General features: G+C 45.2%; 28 protein-coding genes. All 28 read right to left on the minus strand.

What is annotated here, in order from left to right:
* Positions 1-158: 158 nt before the first annotated feature.
* Entirely contained in the window at positions 159-539 is a 381-nt protein-coding gene (rplQ, locus tag AB4512_RS11540; protein ID WP_004729812.1) for a 50S ribosomal protein L17, read from the minus strand.
* Between the two features lie 24 nt (positions 540-563).
* Positions 564-1,556 carry a DNA-directed RNA polymerase subunit alpha gene (locus AB4512_RS11545; RefSeq protein ID WP_004729813.1) on the minus strand — a complete coding sequence of 331 codons (993 nt, stop codon included), beginning with the start codon at positions 1,554-1,556 and terminating at the stop codon, positions 564-566.
* Positions 1,557-1,578: 22 nt separating this feature from the next.
* Positions 1,579-2,199 (minus strand): 30S ribosomal protein S4, encoded by a 621-nt coding sequence (gene rpsD / locus AB4512_RS11550; protein ID WP_004738777.1) that lies wholly within the window; start codon positions 2,197-2,199, stop codon positions 1,579-1,581.
* 31 nt (positions 2,200-2,230) lie between these two features.
* Entirely contained in the window at positions 2,231-2,620 is a 390-nt protein-coding gene (gene rpsK / locus AB4512_RS11555) for a 30S ribosomal protein S11 (RefSeq protein ID WP_004738778.1), read from the minus strand.
* A gap of 19 nt (positions 2,621-2,639) precedes the next feature.
* Positions 2,640-2,996, minus strand: coding sequence for a 30S ribosomal protein S13 (gene rpsM / locus AB4512_RS11560; protein WP_004738779.1), 357 nt, complete (start codon positions 2,994-2,996; stop codon positions 2,640-2,642).
* A gap of 148 nt (positions 2,997-3,144) precedes the next feature.
* Complete coding sequence (gene rpmJ, locus AB4512_RS11565; protein WP_000868186.1) at positions 3,145-3,258, minus strand: 50S ribosomal protein L36; 114 nt, start codon at positions 3,256-3,258, stop codon at positions 3,145-3,147.
* A gap of 41 nt (positions 3,259-3,299) precedes the next feature.
* Positions 3,300-4,634, minus strand: coding sequence for a preprotein translocase subunit SecY (gene secY / locus AB4512_RS11570; protein ID WP_004738781.1), 1,335 nt, complete (start codon positions 4,632-4,634; stop codon positions 3,300-3,302).
* 20 nt (positions 4,635-4,654) lie between these two features.
* Positions 4,655-5,089: a 50S ribosomal protein L15 gene (rplO, locus tag AB4512_RS11575; RefSeq protein WP_004736758.1), complete on the minus strand. Its 435-nt coding sequence runs from the start codon at positions 5,087-5,089 to the stop codon at positions 4,655-4,657.
* Between the two features lie 5 nt (positions 5,090-5,094).
* Positions 5,095-5,271: a 50S ribosomal protein L30 gene (gene rpmD, locus AB4512_RS11580; RefSeq protein ID WP_004736756.1), complete on the minus strand. Its 177-nt coding sequence runs from the start codon at positions 5,269-5,271 to the stop codon at positions 5,095-5,097.
* A gap of 7 nt (positions 5,272-5,278) precedes the next feature.
* Positions 5,279-5,779, minus strand: coding sequence for a 30S ribosomal protein S5 (rpsE, locus tag AB4512_RS11585; protein WP_017061307.1), 501 nt, complete (start codon positions 5,777-5,779; stop codon positions 5,279-5,281).
* 14 nt (positions 5,780-5,793) lie between these two features.
* Positions 5,794-6,147, minus strand: coding sequence for a 50S ribosomal protein L18 (gene rplR / locus AB4512_RS11590; protein ID WP_004738784.1), 354 nt, complete (start codon positions 6,145-6,147; stop codon positions 5,794-5,796).
* A 9-nt stretch (positions 6,148-6,156) separates the two neighbouring features.
* Positions 6,157-6,690 (minus strand): 50S ribosomal protein L6, encoded by a 534-nt coding sequence (rplF, locus tag AB4512_RS11595; protein WP_017063712.1) that lies wholly within the window; start codon positions 6,688-6,690, stop codon positions 6,157-6,159.
* A 10-nt stretch (positions 6,691-6,700) separates the two neighbouring features.
* Complete coding sequence (gene rpsH / locus AB4512_RS11600; RefSeq protein ID WP_017061309.1) at positions 6,701-7,093, minus strand: 30S ribosomal protein S8; 393 nt, start codon at positions 7,091-7,093, stop codon at positions 6,701-6,703.
* A 29-nt stretch (positions 7,094-7,122) separates the two neighbouring features.
* Entirely contained in the window at positions 7,123-7,428 is a 306-nt protein-coding gene (gene rpsN, locus AB4512_RS11605) for a 30S ribosomal protein S14 (protein WP_004738789.1), read from the minus strand.
* A 16-nt stretch (positions 7,429-7,444) separates the two neighbouring features.
* The gene (gene rplE, locus AB4512_RS11610) at positions 7,445-7,984 is read right to left on the minus strand and encodes a 50S ribosomal protein L5 (protein ID WP_004738790.1); all 540 of its coding nucleotides are present in this window, start codon (positions 7,982-7,984) and stop codon (positions 7,445-7,447) included.
* Between the two features lie 24 nt (positions 7,985-8,008).
* Positions 8,009-8,326, minus strand: coding sequence for a 50S ribosomal protein L24 (gene rplX, locus AB4512_RS11615; RefSeq protein WP_004738792.1), 318 nt, complete (start codon positions 8,324-8,326; stop codon positions 8,009-8,011).
* Positions 8,327-8,337: 11 nt separating this feature from the next.
* Positions 8,338-8,709, minus strand: coding sequence for a 50S ribosomal protein L14 (rplN, locus tag AB4512_RS11620; protein WP_004736740.1), 372 nt, complete (start codon positions 8,707-8,709; stop codon positions 8,338-8,340).
* A 162-nt stretch (positions 8,710-8,871) separates the two neighbouring features.
* Positions 8,872-9,126, minus strand: coding sequence for a 30S ribosomal protein S17 (rpsQ, locus tag AB4512_RS11625; RefSeq protein WP_004736739.1), 255 nt, complete (start codon positions 9,124-9,126; stop codon positions 8,872-8,874).
* Positions 9,126-9,317: a 50S ribosomal protein L29 gene (gene rpmC / locus AB4512_RS11630; protein WP_004736737.1), complete on the minus strand. Its 192-nt coding sequence runs from the start codon at positions 9,315-9,317 to the stop codon at positions 9,126-9,128. The genes rpsQ and rpmC overlap by 1 nt, the downstream gene beginning before the upstream one ends.
* On the minus strand, positions 9,317-9,727 hold the full coding sequence (rplP, locus tag AB4512_RS11635) for a 50S ribosomal protein L16 (RefSeq protein WP_004736736.1): 411 nt from the start codon (positions 9,725-9,727) through the stop codon (positions 9,317-9,319). The genes rpmC and rplP overlap by 1 nt, the downstream gene beginning before the upstream one ends.
* A gap of 11 nt (positions 9,728-9,738) precedes the next feature.
* Positions 9,739-10,437, minus strand: coding sequence for a 30S ribosomal protein S3 (gene rpsC / locus AB4512_RS11640; RefSeq protein WP_004736734.1), 699 nt, complete (start codon positions 10,435-10,437; stop codon positions 9,739-9,741).
* A gap of 18 nt (positions 10,438-10,455) precedes the next feature.
* Positions 10,456-10,788: a 50S ribosomal protein L22 gene (gene rplV, locus AB4512_RS11645; RefSeq protein ID WP_004736732.1), complete on the minus strand. Its 333-nt coding sequence runs from the start codon at positions 10,786-10,788 to the stop codon at positions 10,456-10,458.
* 10 nt (positions 10,789-10,798) lie between these two features.
* Complete coding sequence (gene rpsS, locus AB4512_RS11650) at positions 10,799-11,077, minus strand: 30S ribosomal protein S19 (protein ID WP_004736729.1); 279 nt, start codon at positions 11,075-11,077, stop codon at positions 10,799-10,801.
* 19 nt (positions 11,078-11,096) lie between these two features.
* Positions 11,097-11,921: a 50S ribosomal protein L2 gene (gene rplB / locus AB4512_RS11655; RefSeq protein ID WP_010435149.1), complete on the minus strand. Its 825-nt coding sequence runs from the start codon at positions 11,919-11,921 to the stop codon at positions 11,097-11,099.
* Positions 11,922-11,935: 14 nt separating this feature from the next.
* Positions 11,936-12,238: a 50S ribosomal protein L23 gene (rplW, locus tag AB4512_RS11660; RefSeq protein ID WP_004736765.1), complete on the minus strand. Its 303-nt coding sequence runs from the start codon at positions 12,236-12,238 to the stop codon at positions 11,936-11,938.
* Positions 12,235-12,837 (minus strand): 50S ribosomal protein L4, encoded by a 603-nt coding sequence (rplD, locus tag AB4512_RS11665; protein ID WP_004738803.1) that lies wholly within the window; start codon positions 12,835-12,837, stop codon positions 12,235-12,237. The genes rplW and rplD overlap by 4 nt, the downstream gene beginning before the upstream one ends.
* A gap of 16 nt (positions 12,838-12,853) precedes the next feature.
* Positions 12,854-13,483 (minus strand): 50S ribosomal protein L3, encoded by a 630-nt coding sequence (rplC, locus tag AB4512_RS11670; RefSeq protein WP_004736763.1) that lies wholly within the window; start codon positions 13,481-13,483, stop codon positions 12,854-12,856.
* A 14-nt stretch (positions 13,484-13,497) separates the two neighbouring features.
* Complete coding sequence (gene rpsJ / locus AB4512_RS11675; protein WP_004736761.1) at positions 13,498-13,809, minus strand: 30S ribosomal protein S10; 312 nt, start codon at positions 13,807-13,809, stop codon at positions 13,498-13,500.
* Positions 13,810-14,281 lie beyond the last annotated feature (472 nt).

Raw genomic sequence — 14,281 nt, forward strand, 5'->3', positions numbered from 1 at the left:
CGAGATACGAGATACGAGACATTTTTGAAAATTGGAGCAGATAAGACAAGCAAAAAGTGCCAAACATCATGGTGCAATTTCTATTATCTTTTCCTTGTTCTACAGACACAAAAAAGCCGAGCTAATGCTCGGCTTTTGTATTAAGAATCTAGTATAGATTACTCAGCAGCTTCTTCAGCAGCTGGGCGGTCTACAAGCTCAATGTAAGCCATTGGAGCTTTATCACCAGTACGGAAACCACATTTAAGAATGCGAGTGTAACCACCTTGGCGAGCCGCGAAACGCGGGCCTAGTTCATTAAATAGTTTTGCCACAACTTCGTTATCACGAGTGCGAGCAAATGCAAGACGACGGTTAGCAACACTGTCTGTCTTAGCTAGGGTAATCAATGGCTCAATTACGCGACGTAGTTCTTTTGCTTTAGGCACGGTAGTTTTAATAACTTCGTGACGAACAAGAGAGCTAGCCATGTTGCTGAACATCGCTTTGCGATGACTGCTGTTGCGGTTGAGTTGACGACCACTTTTACGATGGCGCATGACCTAATCCTTCTAACTTTTCGATTAATCTTCAGCGATTGACGCTGGTGGCCAGTTTTCTAGACGCATGCCTAGAGAAAGACCACGTGAAGCAAGCACATCTTTAATCTCTGTAAGAGATTTCTTACCAAGGTTTGGCGTTTTAAGTAGCTCAACCTCAGTGCGCTGTACAAGATCACCGATGTAGTGAATCGCTTCTGCTTTCAAACAGTTAGCAGAGCGAACTGTTAGTTCAAGATCGTCTACAGGACGTAGTAGGATAGGATCGAATTCTGGCTTCTCTTCCTTCTCCTCAGGTACACGTACATCACGAAGATCTACGAACGCATCCAATTGTTCAGCTAAAATAGTAGCTGCACGACGGATTGCTTCCTCAGGTTCTAGAGTACCGTTCGTTTCCATATCGATAACAAGCTTGTCTAAATCAGTACGTTGTTCTACACGTGCCGCTTCTACAGCGTAAGCGATTTTATCAACCGGGCTGTAAGTAGCGTCAACTAGTAGACGACCGATAGGACGCTCATCTTCTTCAGTATGGATACGAGCTGAAGCTGGAACGTAACCACGACCACGTTCTACTTTGATACGCATAGCGATCTCAGCGTTGTCATCCGTTAGGTGACAAATTACGTGCTCAGGGTTAGCGATCTCTACATCACCATCGTGGGTGATGTCACCTGCAACAACAGGGCCTGAGCCTGATTTGTTCAGTGTAATAAACACTTCATCTTTGCCTTCAGCAACGCGTACAGCCAAACCTTTAAGGTTTAGAAGGATTTCCAGGATATCTTCCTGAACGCCTTCTTTAGTGCTGTATTCGTGTAGCACACCTTCAATTTCAACTTCTGTTACGGCACAACCCGGCATAGAAGATAGAAGAATGCGGCGAAGAGCATTACCTAGAGTGTGGCCGAAACCGCGCTCTAATGGCTCAAGAGTTACTTTCGCGTGTGTCGTATTGATCTGTTCAATGTCAACAAGACGCGGCTTAAGAAATTCTGTTACAGAACCCTGCATTGTGTCCTCTCTTTTTTTAACCTTACTTAGAGTAAAGTTCGACGATCAAGTGTTCATTGATGTCAGCTGATAGGTCAGAACGCTCAGGCATACGCTTGAATGTACCTTCCATTTTGCCAGCATCTACTTCAATCCAAGTTGGCTTTTCACGTTGTTCAGCAACTTCTAGAGCCGCTTTAATACGAGATTGCTGTTTAGCTTTCTCGCGGATAGAAACAACGTCGTTTGCCGCTACTTTGAAAGAAGGAACGTTTACAACTTTACCGTTAACTAGAATAGACTTGTGGCTAACTAGTTGACGAGATTCAGCACGAGTAGCGCCAAAGCCCATACGGTAAACTACGTTATCAAGACGACCTTCAAGAAGCTGAAGCAGGTTTGCACCTGTGTTGCCTTTAAGACGTGCAGCTTCTTTGTAGTAGTTGCGGAATTGTTTTTCTAGAACGCCGTAGATACGACGAACTTTTTGCTTCTCACGAAGCTGAACGCCATACTCAGATAGACGACCGCGACGAGCGCCGTGTACACCTGGTGCGTTATCAATTTTACACTTGGTATCGATCGCACGGACACCAGACTTAAGGAATAAGTCAGTACCTTCGCGACGGCTAAGCTTAAGCTTAGGACCCAAATATCTTGCCATGATCTTTCTCCAATATTCCTAGAAACGAAACTTAAACGCGACGTTTCTTAGGTGGACGACAACCGTTATGAGGGATTGGTGTCGCATCAACAATGTTAGTGATACGGAAACCAGCAGCGTTCAGTGCACGAACAGTAGATTCGCGACCTGGACCTGGACCCTTAACCATAACTTCCAAGTTCTTTAGGCCATATTCTTTAGCCATTTCACCACAACGCTCAGCTGCAACTTGTGCTGCGAACGGAGTAGATTTACGAGAACCACGGAAACCTGAACCACCTGCTGTAGCCCATGCAAGAGCGTTGCCTTGACGGTCAGTGATAGTTACGATTGTGTTGTTGAAAGAAGCATGAATGTGCGCTACGCCATCAGCTACTTGCTTGCGTACGCGCTTACGCGCGCGAGTTGGTTGTTTTGCCATTGTACTCTACCTTATCCGACTATTTCTTGATCGGCTTGCGCGGACCCTTACGGGTGCGAGCGTTGGTTTTAGTACGCTGTCCACGTAGTGGTAGACTGCGACGATGACGAAGACCGCGGTAACAGCCAAGGTCCATAAGACGCTTGATGTTCATCGATACTTCACGACGTAGATCACCTTCTACAGTGTACTTAGCTACACCATCACGCAGTTGATCGATCTGCTCTTCAGTTAGTTCACTGATCTTAGCATCTTCAGCAATACCCACTTCAGCTAGAATAGCTTGAGAGCGAGTTTTACCGATACCGTAGATTGCAGTAAGTGCAATTACAGAATGCTTATGATCAGGAATGTTAATGCCGGCTATACGGGCCATTATTCACTCCTAAGGGGTTCATAAAAGAATTATCCGCAGCAAAGCCCGTTATGGATACGCTGCGGCATACTACTTCTTTTGCACGCAAAAGGTAGGCCGAGGAATATACTCGACTCTACCTTGTATTTCAAGTAAAAATTTCTGCTAATTAGCCTTGGCGTTGCTTATGCTTTGGCTCACTGCAAATCACGCGAACGACACCGTTACGCTTGATAACTTTACAGTTACGGCAGATTTTTTTAACGGAAGCACGAACTTTCATTGCTAAACTCCGTAAATGGAATCGAAATTGTTACCACCGAATTAACGGCCGTAACCCTTCAGATTCGCTTTCTTTAACACAGAATCATACTGTTGTGACATCAGATGAGTCTGTACCTGTGCCATGAAATCCATGATAACTACCACTACGATTAGTAGTGATGTGCCGCCAAAGTAGAAACGAACGTTCCACGCGACCATCATGAACTCAGGAATCAGACATATAAAAGTAATGTATAGAGCGCCCGCAAGGGTTAGTCTAGTCATCACTTTATCGATATATTTCGCTGTCTGCTCACCTGGGCGGATACCGGGTACGAATGCACCAGACTTCTTCAAGTTATCAGCTGTTTCACGTGGGTTAAACACCAACGCTGTATAGAAGAAACAGAAGAAGATTATAGCTGCTGCATAAAGCATTACATACAAAGGTTGACCTGGGCTAAGAGCTAATGACACGTCAGTTAACCAACCGAACGCGCTGCTTTCACCATTTTGACCAAACCACTGCGCTAATGTTCCTGGGAACAAAATAATACTTGATGCGAAAATCGCTGGAATAACACCTGCCATATTAATCTTAAGAGGCAAGTGAGAGCTTTGTGCTGCAAAAACTTTACGACCTTGTTGACGTTTCGCATAGTTAACGACGATACGACGTTGACCACGTTCCATGAAAACTACGAAGTAAATAACAGCAAAAGACAATACAGCAATCAACAGCAGAAGAAGCACATGCAATTCACCTTGACGCGCTTGCTCGATTGTTTGACCGATTGCAGAAGGCAATCCAGCAACAATACCTGCAAAAATCAGAATGGAAATACCATTACCGATTCCTCGCTCAGTGATTTGTTCACCTAACCACATTAAGAACATGGTACCAGTTACTAAACTCACGGTAGCAATAAGCGTAAACATGGTTTGGTTGATAACAACCAGATTGTCGACCATGTTTGGTAAGCCTGTTGCGATACCAATAGCTTGGAATGTTGCAAGTACAAGCGTGCCGTAGCGTGTATATTGGCTTATCTTACGACGGCCTGCTTCACCCTCTTTCTTGAGTTCCGCTAACGCTGGATGAACTACAGTTAGCAATTGGACTACGATCGATGCCGAAATGTACGGCATGATACCCAATGCTAATATAGATGCACGCTCAAGAGCACCACCGGAGAACATGTTAAACATTTCTACGATGGTACCTTTTTGCTGATCGAACAAATCGGCAAGTACAGCTGCGTCAATACCAGGGATCGGCACAAAAGAGCCGGCTCGGAATACTAAAAGTGCACCAATTACGAATAATAAGCGCGACTTTAGTTCACTTAAGCCGCTCTGAGCACTACGAAAATCTTGTCCTGGTTTCTTAGCCATCTGTACCTCGTTCCTCGAGATTATTCCTCGATTTTACCGCCTGCAGCTTCGATTGCAGCTTTAGCGCCTTTAGTCACGCGTAGACCTTTAACAGTCACAGCTTTGCTTAGGTCACCAGAAAGAACGATCTTAACAAACTCGATGTTCTTAGTGATAACGTTAGCAGCTTTAAGGCTGTTAAGATCAACTACGTCACCTGTTACTTTCGCTAGCTCAGCTAGACGAACTTCAGCAGACACTAGGCTCTTACGAGAAGTGAAACCGAATTTAGGTAGACGTTGTTTTAGAGGCATTTGACCGCCTTCAAAACCTGGACGAACAGAGCCGCCAGAACGTGACTTTTGACCTTTGTGACCGCGGCCACCTGTTTTACCAAGGCCAGAACCGATACCACGACCTACACGCTTCTTAGAAGGTTTAGAGCCAGCAGCCGGTGATAGAGTATTCAAACGCATTCTGATTACTCCTCAATCTTAACCATGTAGTAAACCTTGTTGATCATACCGCGTACGCACGGTGTATCTTCAAGTTCTACTGTATGGTTGATGCGACGAAGACCTAGACCTTTAAGACACGCTTTGTGCTTAGGTAGGCGACCAATTGAGCTTTTAGTTTGAGTTACTTTAATAGTTGCCATCGTGTGCTTACTCCGAAATAGATTCAACAGTTAGACCACGTTTAGCAGCAACCATTTCTGGTGACTTAACGTCTACTAGAGCACCAATCGTTGCACGAACGATGTTGATCGGGTTCGTTGAACCGTATGCTTTAGAAAGTACGTTATGTACGCCCGCAACTTCAAGTACAGCACGCATTGCACCGCCGGCAATAACACCTGTACCTTCTGCAGCTGGCTGCATGTAAACTTTAGAGCCCGAATGACGACCTTTCACCGGGTGGTGAAGAGTGCCTTCGTTAAGCGATACTGTAACCATGTTACGGCGCGCTTTTTCCATTGCTTTTTGAATCGCAGCAGGTACTTCACGAGCTTTGCCGTAACCGAAACCTACGCGACCGTTACCGTCACCAACTACTGTTAGTGCAGTAAAGCTCATGATTCGACCACCTTTAACCGTCTTAGATACACGGTTAACTGCGATCAGCTTTTCTTGCAAATCATTAGCTTGTTGTTGTTCTTTAGCCATCTTCCAACCCTACCTTAGAATTTCAGACCAGCTTCGCGAGCAGATTCTGCTAGCGCCGCTACTCGACCGTGGTATTGGAAACCAGAACGATCAAATGCAACTGAAGCTACGCCTTTTTCAAGAGCGCGCTCAGCAACAGCTTTACCAACTGCTTTAGCTGCATCAACGTTACCAGTGTTCTTAACTTGCTCACGGATCGCTTTTTCTACAGTAGAAGCAGCTGCGATAACCTCAGAGCCGTTTGCCGCGATAACTTGTGCGTAAACATGGCGAGGAGTACGGTGTACTACCAGGCGAGTTGCACCAAGTTCTGCAATCTTACGACGTGCACGTGTAGCACGACGGATGCGAGATGCTTTCTTATCCATAGTGATACCTTACTTCTTCTTAGCTTCTTTAGTACGCACATTTTCATCTGCGTAACGAACACCTTTGCCTTTGTAAGGCTCAGGAGCACGGTAAGAACGAATGTCAGCCGCAACTTGACCTACTACTTGCTTATCGCAACCAGTAATGATGATCTCAGTTTGGCTAGGGCACTCAGCTTTAATACCTTCAGGTAGAGCGTGCTCTACTGGGTGAGAAAAACCAAGAGTTAGAGCTACAGAGTTGCCTTTCATAGCAGCACGGTAACCAACACCCTTAAGAGTTAGCTTCTTAGTGAAGCCCTCAGTAACACCCACAACCATGTTATTAACTAGAGCGCGAGCTGTACCAGCTTGTGCCCATGCGTTAGTAACACCTTCTTTCGGACCGAAAGTTAGGTTGGTTTCTTCCTGTGCAATAACTACGGCGCTGTTAAGAACGCGAGTAAGCTCACCTTTGCTACCTTTTACAGTAACTTCTTGGCCGTTTAGTTTCACCTCTACGCCAGCTGGAATAGCGACAGGTGCTTTAGCAACACGAGACATAATCTACTCCTTAAGCTACGTAACAGATGATTTCACCGCCAAGACCTGCTTTACGAGCAGCACGGTCAGACATCAGACCCTTGGAAGTAGAAACAACTGCAATACCAAGACCACCCATCACTGTAGGTAAAGAGTCTTTATTTTTATAAACTCTTAGACCAGGACGTGATACACGCTTGATTTGCTCGATTACAGGTTTAGCTTGGAAGTACTTAAGAGTAACTTCTAGCTCAGGTTTTGCTTCGCTGTTAACAGCGAAGTCTACGATGTAACCTTCAGCTTTAAGTAATGCAGCAATTGCAACTTTAAGCTTTGAAGAAGGCATTTTTACAGCAACTTTGTTTGCTGCCTGACCGTTACGAACTCGGGTCAGCATATCCGAAATCGGATCTTGCATGCTCATAAGATTTACTCCAAATGATTAAGTGGCAATTACCAGCTAGCCTTACGAAGACCCGGAATCTCGCCTTTCATGCAAGCTTCACGAACCTTAATGCGGCTTAGACCGAATTTACGTAGGTAACCGTGTGGACGACCAGTTTGGTTGCAACGGTTGCGCTGACGTGATGCACTTGAATCACGTGGAAGAGATTGCAGTTTAAGAACCGCATTCCAACGATCTTCTTCAGATGCGTTTACATCGCTAATGATAACTTTTAGCGCAGAACGCTTTTCAGCGAACTTAGCTACTAGTTTTGCACGTTTAGCTTCACGTGCTTTCATTGATTGTTTAGCCATAACAGTAACCCTACCCTTACTTACGGAATGGGAAGTTAAAGGCAGCCAGCAGAGCTCGGCCTTCCTCATCGGAACCCGCAGAAGTCGTGATAGTGATATCAAGACCGCGGACACGATCGACTTTATCGTAGTCGATTTCCGGAAAGATGATTTGCTCGCGAACGCCCATGCTGTAGTTACCGCGACCGTCAAAAGACTTAGCGCTAACACCACGGAAATCACGTACACGTGGAAGTGCGATAGAGATTAAACGCTCTAAAAATTCCCACATGCGCTCACCACGCAAGGTTACTTTACAACCAATTGGGTAGCCTTCACGAATTTTGAAACCAGCTACAGATTTACGCGCTTTAGTGATAAGTGGCTTTTGACCAGAGATCGTTGCCATATCAGCTGCTGCGTTTTCTAGCAGTTTCTTATCGTTGATTGCTTCACCAACGCCCATATTTAGGGTGATTTTCTCAATCCTAGGGACTTGCATGACGCTTGTGTAGCTGAACTCTTTGGTAAGCTCAGCGACTACAGACGACTTGTAGTAATCATGCAGTTTCGCCATAGTAGAACTCCAAATTACTTCTAATTAGTTAGAAACAGTTTCGCCGTTAGATTTGAAGAAACGAACTTTCTTGCCATCTTCGATACGGAAACCGATACGGTCTGCTTTACCAGTAGCCGCGTTAAAAACAGCAACGTTAGAAGCATCAATAGCTGCTTCTTGTTCAACGATGCCACCTTGTTGACCTAGAGCCGGAACCGGCTTTTGGTGTTTCTTAACAAGGTTGATGCCTTCAACGATAACTTTACCAGTTGTCAGAACCTTAGTTACTTTACCTTTCTTGCCTTTATCTTTACCAGCAAGAATGATTACTTCGTCATTACGACGGATTTTAGCTGCCATATTGCCGCTCCTTACAGAACTTCAGGTGCTAGTGATACAATCTTCATGAATTTCGCGTTACGAAGTTCACGAGTCACAGGACCAAAGATACGTGTGCCGACTGGTTGCTCAGTAGTGTCATTTAACAATACACAAGCATTACTGTCGAAGCGAATGACAGAACCGTCTGGGCGACGAACGCCTTTACGGGTGCGCACTACTACCGCCTTCAGAACATCACCTTTCTTTACTTTACCGCGAGGAATCGCTTCCTTCACTGTAACCTTGATGACGTCACCGATATGTGCATAACGGCGGTGAGAGCCACCCAGAACCTTAATACACATTACCTTGCGCGCGCCAGAGTTATCTGCTGCGTCAAGTGTACTTTGCATCTGGATCATTGTTAGTGCTCCGCTAAATATTAAAACTAGACCCTCTCGGGTCGGGCTGCCTCTTTAAAAGGGACGCGAATTGTACCACCCTTTTTTTAAATTGGGTAGACAAAAAACAAGCGGCTCCAAAAAATAATTTGGAGCCGCTTATAAGTTATAGAATTACAAAGATTAAATCTTCGCTTTTTCTAGAACTTTAACCAATGTCCAAGACTTAGTCTTAGACAGAGGACGACACTCAGCGATTTCAACTTTGTCGCCTAGGCCACAAGTGTTGTCTTCGTCGTGTGCGTGTACTTTAGTCGTGCGTTTGATGAACTTACCGTAAATTGGGTGTTTTACAGTGCGTTCAATAGCAACAACGATAGACTTGTCCATCTTGTCGCTTACTACACGGCCTTGCTGGATGCGGTTAGTTTCGCTCATTATGCGCCTGCCTTTTCAGTCAAAACAGTTTTCACACGTGCGATGTCACGGCGTACAGCTTTTAGAGTATGAGTTTGCTGAAGTTGACCAGTTGCAGCTTGCATGCGCAAGTTGAACTGTTCACGTAGCAAATTCAATAGCTCAGCGTTAAGCTCTTCAACGTTCTTTTCGCGTAGATCTTGTGCTTTCATCACATCACCTGCTTAGTTACAAAAGTAGTTTTAACAGGCAGTTTACGTGCCGCTAGGCGGAACGCTTCACGTGCCAACTCTTCAGGTACGCCATTCATCTCGTACATAACTTTGCCTGGTTGGATTTGAGCAACCCAGTACGCAACTGAACCTTTACCTTTACCTTGACGAACTTCAAGAGGCTTTTCAGTAATTGGCTTGTCTGGGAATACACGAATCCAGATTTGACCTTGACGCTTAATGTGACGTGTCATAGCACGACGTGCCGCTTCGATTTGACGAGCAGTCAGACGACCACGGCCAACAGCTTTAAGACCGAATTCGCCGAAGCTTACTTCAGTACCTTTAGCTAGACCACGGTTACGACCAGTCATAACCTTGCGGAACTTAGTACGTTTTGGTTGTAGCATCGTTCGACTCCTTACTTACGGCCTTTACGCTGCTTCTTAGGCTTATCGCCTTTTGGCTCTACTGCGTTAGCAGCTGGCATACCGCCTAGAATCTCACCTTTGAAGATCCAAACTTTAATGCCGATCACACCGTATTGAGTGTGAGCCGAAGAAGTTGCGTAATCAATGTCTGCACGTAGAGTGTGTAGAGGCACACGGCCTTCACGGTACCACTCAGAACGTGCGATTTCAGCACCGCCAAGACGGCCGCCTACTTGTACTTTGATGCCTTTAGCGCCTAGACGCATAGCATTTTGTACCGCACGCTTCATTGCACGACGGAACATAACACGACGCTCTAGTTGAGACGCGATGCTATCAGCTACAAGCTGACCATCTAGCTCAGGCTTACGTACTTCAGCGATGTTAATTTGCGCTGGTACACCTGCGATTTTAGCTACAGCTGCGCGTAGCTTCTCTACGTCTTCACCTTTCTTACCGATAACAACGCCAGGACGAGCAGTGTGAATAGTCACACGGATGCTCTTAGCTGGACGCTCGATAACGATACGAGATAATGATGCTTTTTGTAGTTCCTTTGTAAGGAACTGACGTACCTTGAAGTCGCCGTCTAGGTTGTCAGCGAATTCGTTGGTATTAGCAAACCATGTAGCATTCCAAGGCTTAACGATGCCAAGACGAATACCATTAGGATGTACTTTCTGACCCATTGCTTACTCTCCTAGTCTTTAGCGATCTGCTACAACAATAGTGATGTGGCTTGAACGCTTCAAGATACGATCCGCACGACCTTTAGCACGAGGCATAATACGCTTCATGATAGGGCCCTCATCTACGAAGATTTTAGCGACATTTAGATCGTCGATATCTGCACCTTCGTTATGTTCCGCGTTAGCGATAGCTGACTCAAGAACCTTCTTAACTAATACAGCAGCTTTTTTGTTGCTGAAAGTTAGAATTTCTAGAGCTTGGTCTACCGACTTACCGCGAATTTGGTCTGCAACTAAGCGAGCTTTCTGTGGAGAAATACGAGCAAAGTTATGTTTAGCTAAAGCTTCCATCATCTACTCCTTATTTCTTCTTAGCTTTCTTATCTGCAGCATGACCGCGATAAGTACGAGTTGGTGCAAATTCGCCCAGTTTGTGACCGATCATTTCTTCGGTAACGAAAACTGGAACGTGCTGACGACCATTATGGACAGCGATGGTCAAACCAATCATTGTTGGGATGATCATTGAGCGACGGGACCAAGTCTTAATAGGCTTTTTGTCTCCGCTTTCCACCGCTTTCTCTACCTTCTTCAGCAAGTGTAGGTCAATAAAAGGACCTTTCTTGAGAGAACGTGGCATGGCGATTCCTCTTTATAAATTATTTAGTGCGACGACGTACGATGTACTTGTCAGTGCGCTTGTTCTTACGAGTCTTGAAGCCCTTAGTAGGAACGCCCCAAGGAGAAACTGGGTGACGACCACCAGATGTGCGGCCTTCACCACCACCATGTGGGTGATCCACCGGGTTCATTACTACACCACGTACGGTTGGACGTACGCCGCGCCAGCGTGAAGCACCAGCTTTACCAAGTTCACGTAGCATATGCTCAGAGTTACCAACTTCACCGATCGTTGCACGACCTTCAGAAAGAACTTTGCGCATCTCACCAGAACGTAGACGGATAGTTACGTATGCACCATCGCGAGCGATGATTTGAGCATAAGCACCAGCCGAACGAGCTAGTTGAGCACCTTTACCAGGCTTAAGTTCAACACAGTGTACAGTAGAACCTACTGGGATGTTGCGCATCGGCAGAGTGTTACCTGCTTTGATTGCAGCATCTACGCCAGATTGAATCTGGTCGCCTGCGTTAACACCTTTAGGTGCAATGATGTAACGACGCTCACCGTCTGCGTACAGAACTAGAGCGATGTTAGCACTACGGTTTGGATCGTATTCTAGACGCTCAACTTTCGCTGGGATGCCATCTTTAGTACGTTTGAAGTCAATTACACGGTAATGGTGCTTATGACCACCACCGATGTGACGTACTGTAATACGACCGTTGTTGTTACGACCACCGTTCTTAGAGTTTTTCTCTAGAAGTGGTGCGTATGGCTTACCCTTGTGTAGGTCAGCGTTAACAACTTTAACGACGTGACGACGACCAGGGGAAGTCGGCTTACATTTAACAATAGCCATTTTTACTACTCCTGTTATTCCGCGCCGCCAACGAAGTCAAGATCTTGACCTTCTTTCAAAGTAACGTAGGCTTTCTTAACGTCTGAACGACGGCCTTCACGCATACCTTGACGTTTGGTCTTACCCTTTAATACAAGAGTATTTACAGACTTAACTTCAACTTCAAATAGCTTTTCTACAGCTGCTTTGATCTCTTTCTTAGTTGCATCTTTAGCTACTTTGAAAACGATAGTGTTCGCTTTCTCAGCTGCCATAGTTGCTTTTTCAGAGATGTGCGGAGCACGTAGAACTTTTAAGATACGCTCTTCAGTGATCATGCTAGCATCTCCTCAACTTGCTTAACTGCGTCAGCAGTCATTAGAACCTTGTCGAAAGCGATTAGTGATACTGGATCAACACCAGCAACATCACGTGCATCTACTTTGTATAGGTTACGAGCAGCTAAGAATAGATTTTCATCTACTTCGCCAGTCACAATCAGAACGTCGCTTAGCTCAAGCTCTTTAAGCTTAGCTACAAGTTCTTTTGTTTTTGGTGCTTCTACAGAGAAGTTATCAACAACGATTAAACGCTCTTGACGAACTAGCTCAGAAAGAATGCTCTTCATAGCACCGCGGTACATTTTTTTGTTTACTTTTTGGCTGTGATCTTGTGGTTTCGCAGCAAAAGTAACACCACCTGTACGCCAGATTGGGCTACGAATTGTACCAGCACGTGCGCGGCCAGTACCTTTTTGACGCCATGGCTTAGCGCCACCGCCAGATACTTCAGAACGAGTCTTTTGAGCACGAGTACCTTGACGAGCACCTGCTGCATATGCAACAACTACTTGGTGTACAAGAGCTTCGTTGAAGTCACGTCCGAAAGTAGTCTCGGAAACAGTTAGTGCATCAGCACCTTTAACCATCAATTCCATTACTTACTCCTAGACGTTATGCTTTAACAGCAGGTTTTACGATCACGTTTCCGCCTGTTGAGCCCGGTACTGCACCTTTAATAAGGAGTAGATTGCGCTCAGCGTCAACACGTACGATCTCTAGGTTTTGAGTCGTTACACGCTCAGCACCCATGTGACCTGCCATTTTCTTGCCTTTAAACACGCGGCCTGGAGTTTGACATTGGCCAATTGAACCCGGTGCGCGGTGAGACAAAGAGTTACCGTGAGTCATATCTTGAGTAGAGAAGTTCCAACGCTTGATAGCGCCTTGGAAGCCTTTACCTTTAGATGTACCAGTAACGTCTACTTTTTTAATTTCGTTGAAAAGTTCTACGTTTAGCTCAGCGCCAACTTCAAACTCTTCGCCGTTTTCTAAACGGAATTCCCAAAGACCGCGACCTGCTTCTACACCCGCTTTCGCGAAGTGACCAGCTTCAGGTTTAGTTACACGGTTAGCTTTCTTAGCACCAGTAGTTACTTGGATTGCTGCGTAGCCGTCTGTCTCAAGAGTTTTAACTTGAGAAATACGGTTCGCTTCAACCTCAACAACAGTTACTGGGATAGAAACGCCTTCTTCAGTAAATACGCGGGTCATACCCACTTTACGTCCGACTAGACCAATCATTATTCTTATCTCCCTTAACCTAGGCTGATTTGAACATCAACGCCAGCTGCAAGATCAAGACGCATTAGAGCATCAACAGTTTTATCTGTTGGCTCAACGATGTCGATCAAACGCTTGTGAGTACGGATTTCGTACTGATCACGTGCATCTTTGTTGACGTGTGGAGAGGTAAGAACAGTGAAACGCTCTTTACGAGTAGGAAGTGGAATAGGACCACGAACCTGTGCGCCAGTACGTTTTGCTGTTTCAACGATTTCCGCAGTTGAAGCATCGATTAGCTTGTAATCAAACGCTTTAAGGCGGATACGAATACGTTGGTTCTGCATGAGACAGAGCTCCAATTATTAAAAATTACACAAACAATATCGCCACTCAAACCCGATAAAACGAGAGAATGCCGATTGATTTATGTGAAACCGTAGCACCCAAAATTAGGACGCATTGTCAGTTAACTTTTGAAGTAAACAAGAAGTTTACTATTTTTATTAACCGCGAACATAAGCTGAGTATACATTACTAGGTAAGACCTACTCCTCAGTGCTCATTGGTTCACAACCAGCGTTAGCCAGTGCGATGCATTATACAGATCACACTTTAGTATGCAAGTAGTGTTGGAAAAATAATCGCAATTTATTGGAAGTTGGTTTTGTATCGAGAGGGAAGAAGACAGATGGAAGGTAATATTTCTTTTGAGAAAACAAAAGGGAAGCCGAAGCTCCCCTTTTCAGATGCGTGCTCTTCTAATGAAGAGAGTGCAAAAATCTAAATGCTATTAAGCGAAGATTTTAGCTACAACAC

The sequence above is a fragment of the Vibrio sp. 10N.222.52.B7 genome (assembly GCF_041474275.1).
In the GTDB taxonomy this organism is placed as follows: domain Bacteria; phylum Pseudomonadota; class Gammaproteobacteria; order Enterobacterales; family Vibrionaceae; genus Vibrio; species Vibrio crassostreae_C.

What these genes read in the sequence shown, in the direction of transcription:
- rplQ (WP_004729812.1), bottom strand. Translation starts at nt 539, where the DNA reads ATGCGCCATCGTAAAAGTGGTCGTCAACTCAACCGCAACAGCAGTCAT.
- AB4512_RS11545 (WP_004729813.1), bottom strand. Translation starts at nt 1,556, where the DNA reads ATGCAGGGTTCTGTAACAGAATTTCTTAAGCCGCGTCTTGTTGACATT.
- rpsD (WP_004738777.1), bottom strand. Translation starts at nt 2,199, where the DNA reads ATGGCAAGATATTTGGGTCCTAAGCTTAAGCTTAGCCGTCGCGAAGGT.
- rpsK (WP_004738778.1), bottom strand. Translation starts at nt 2,620, where the DNA reads ATGGCAAAACAACCAACTCGCGCGCGTAAGCGCGTACGCAAGCAAGTA.
- rpsM (WP_004738779.1), bottom strand. Translation starts at nt 2,996, where the DNA reads ATGGCCCGTATAGCCGGCATTAACATTCCTGATCATAAGCATTCTGTA.
- rpmJ (WP_000868186.1), bottom strand. Translation starts at nt 3,258, where the DNA reads ATGAAAGTTCGTGCTTCCGTTAAAAAAATCTGCCGTAACTGTAAAGTT.
- secY (WP_004738781.1), bottom strand. Translation starts at nt 4,634, where the DNA reads ATGGCTAAGAAACCAGGACAAGATTTTCGTAGTGCTCAGAGCGGCTTA.
- rplO (WP_004736758.1), bottom strand. Translation starts at nt 5,089, where the DNA reads ATGCGTTTGAATACTCTATCACCGGCTGCTGGCTCTAAACCTTCTAAG.
- rpmD (WP_004736756.1), bottom strand. Translation starts at nt 5,271, where the DNA reads ATGGCAACTATTAAAGTAACTCAAACTAAAAGCTCAATTGGTCGCCTA.
- rpsE (WP_017061307.1), bottom strand. Translation starts at nt 5,779, where the DNA reads ATGGCTAAAGAACAACAACAAGCTAATGATTTGCAAGAAAAGCTGATC.
- rplR (WP_004738784.1), bottom strand. Translation starts at nt 6,147, where the DNA reads ATGGATAAGAAAGCATCTCGCATCCGTCGTGCTACACGTGCACGTCGT.
- rplF (WP_017063712.1), bottom strand. Translation starts at nt 6,690, where the DNA reads ATGTCTCGTGTTGCTAAAGCACCTGTCGCTATTCCAGCTGGCGTAGAG.
- rpsH (WP_017061309.1), bottom strand. Translation starts at nt 7,093, where the DNA reads ATGAGCATGCAAGATCCGATTTCGGATATGCTGACCCGAGTTCGTAAC.
- rpsN (WP_004738789.1), bottom strand. Translation starts at nt 7,428, where the DNA reads ATGGCTAAACAATCAATGAAAGCACGTGAAGCTAAACGTGCAAAACTA.
- rplE (WP_004738790.1), bottom strand. Translation starts at nt 7,984, where the DNA reads ATGGCGAAACTGCATGATTACTACAAGTCGTCTGTAGTCGCTGAGCTT.
- rplX (WP_004738792.1), bottom strand. Translation starts at nt 8,326, where the DNA reads ATGGCAGCTAAAATCCGTCGTAATGACGAAGTAATCATTCTTGCTGGT.
- rplN (WP_004736740.1), bottom strand. Translation starts at nt 8,709, where the DNA reads ATGATCCAGATGCAAAGTACACTTGACGCAGCAGATAACTCTGGCGCG.
- rpsQ (WP_004736739.1), bottom strand. Translation starts at nt 9,126, where the DNA reads ATGAGCGAAACTAACCGCATCCAGCAAGGCCGTGTAGTAAGCGACAAG.
- rpmC (WP_004736737.1), bottom strand. Translation starts at nt 9,317, where the DNA reads ATGAAAGCACAAGATCTACGCGAAAAGAACGTTGAAGAGCTTAACGCT.
- rplP (WP_004736736.1), bottom strand. Translation starts at nt 9,727, where the DNA reads ATGCTACAACCAAAACGTACTAAGTTCCGCAAGGTTATGACTGGTCGT.
- rpsC (WP_004736734.1), bottom strand. Translation starts at nt 10,437, where the DNA reads ATGGGTCAGAAAGTACATCCTAATGGTATTCGTCTTGGCATCGTTAAG.
- rplV (WP_004736732.1), bottom strand. Translation starts at nt 10,788, where the DNA reads ATGGAAGCTTTAGCTAAACATAACTTTGCTCGTATTTCTCCACAGAAA.
- rpsS (WP_004736729.1), bottom strand. Translation starts at nt 11,077, where the DNA reads ATGCCACGTTCTCTCAAGAAAGGTCCTTTTATTGACCTACACTTGCTG.
- rplB (WP_010435149.1), bottom strand. Translation starts at nt 11,921, where the DNA reads ATGGCTATTGTTAAATGTAAGCCGACTTCCCCTGGTCGTCGTCACGTC.
- rplW (WP_004736765.1), bottom strand. Translation starts at nt 12,238, where the DNA reads ATGATCACTGAAGAGCGTATCTTAAAAGTTCTACGTGCTCCGCACATC.
- rplD (WP_004738803.1), bottom strand. Translation starts at nt 12,837, where the DNA reads ATGGAATTGATGGTTAAAGGTGCTGATGCACTAACTGTTTCCGAGACT.
- rplC (WP_004736763.1), bottom strand. Translation starts at nt 13,483, where the DNA reads ATGATTGGTCTAGTCGGACGTAAAGTGGGTATGACCCGCGTATTTACT.
- rpsJ (WP_004736761.1), bottom strand. Translation starts at nt 13,809, where the DNA reads ATGCAGAACCAACGTATTCGTATCCGCCTTAAAGCGTTTGATTACAAG.